The sequence below is a fragment of the Bacteroides caecigallinarum genome, assembly GCF_021530995.1.
In the GTDB taxonomy this organism is placed as follows: Bacteria; Bacteroidota; Bacteroidia; order Bacteroidales; family Bacteroidaceae; genus Phocaeicola; species Phocaeicola faecigallinarum.
This window is the reverse complement of record NZ_JADYTF010000237.1, coordinates 1-1,221: the sequence shown is the minus strand read 5'-3', so window position 1 is coordinate 1,221 and position 1,221 is coordinate 1. Positions and strand designations below refer to the sequence as shown.

The following is a 1,221-nucleotide window of genomic DNA, read 5'->3' as shown; positions in this document are numbered from 1 at the left end:
AATAGGTTACGAATTAGTTAGTTATCTGCTGTTTTATTCTTCTGCGCATTGCGTAACCTTCAAAGAACTCTTCGTATGCAAAAGTAGCACTTTAATGGCATATATTGAAATAAAAATCCAGCTTTTTAAGCTCCACAGACAAGTTTTTCCGTAAAAGCGAATTTATTCGTAGGAACATCATCATCAATAAGTTGACGACCATGTTCCTACTATTGCATAAGCATAGAAAAGGGCTTTGCGTCACGCCTGAACCATGTTCAGACTGATGATGCAAGGCCCCTTTCTTTTTTTGCTTATGCCACAAGCGGTGCTTTTACGGCTGTCACCTGTTGATTTTCTTTTTTTGTCGGTTCCTCTAATCGAAAACGGAAGTCATGGGTAACCACACCTTCCATAAATGAAAAGTGCCATTACCCATGACGGCAAACCGGAAAGAAAATTGCAACCGCATAACTAAACAGGTTTAGCCACACGGTTGCAACATACTTTCTTGGAATGTTTGCCGGTTTCACGTTTTCGCCGTATCCCTTTTTTGACATTTCCTTTCTTTCTTTTCCCGGAACATTTCATATCCAATATGCCTCCACATCCGTTTACCTCCATTTTGATGGTCTTTCAGGCAGTCGCATCAGGTGGATCGTTCCCGTTCTGGGTGCAAAGGTAAATCCGGGATTGGGATGCTCAATGGTTTTTAGAAAAAATCTCCAGCCCTGCGGGTAGTATTTTTTCTTTGAAAACCCTTGCTCTACCCACTCCCTACCTTTTTTGAAGCACCCGAAACGAAAACGACCGAAGCGACAGAAAGACGCATTAAAAAAAATGTCGGATAAACGGGAGGCATATAAGGTTGGAAACTCAACTCCCTCAGCTCTCGAATCCGCATTAAAAATAAAAACAAATGGATATGGAAGCAGCAGTAGCAACAAAATTCGTGAAGTGGGAAGTTCCGACATTGGAAAGCCTACATGAGTGCAAGGTTTACAGACTTCGTATGAAAGTGAATAATGGCGAGGTGCTGAACAGAGAGGAAAAGAATTGGATAACCGAAAAGGTAAACGGCAATACCTATTTCAAAAGTGCGATACCATTGCAAGGATGGCGGTTTGACTTCTCCGACATACTGAGGACATTCCTTGTAAGCCAGTACGGACAATGGAGAGAATACAAGGCTATGGACAAGACGGCACTCCGCAAGATATTGTACGGAAGAATTGACAGAAT

At 42.0% G+C, this 1,221-nt stretch carries 1 protein-coding gene; it reads left to right on the top strand.

Going from position 1 to position 1,221, the window contains the following annotated elements:
* Positions 1–904: 904 nt before the first annotated feature.
* Positions 905–1,221: molybdenum ABC transporter ATP-binding protein (locus I6E24_RS16290; protein ID WP_235329747.1), on the top strand; the 317-nt coding region annotated here is incomplete at its 3' end.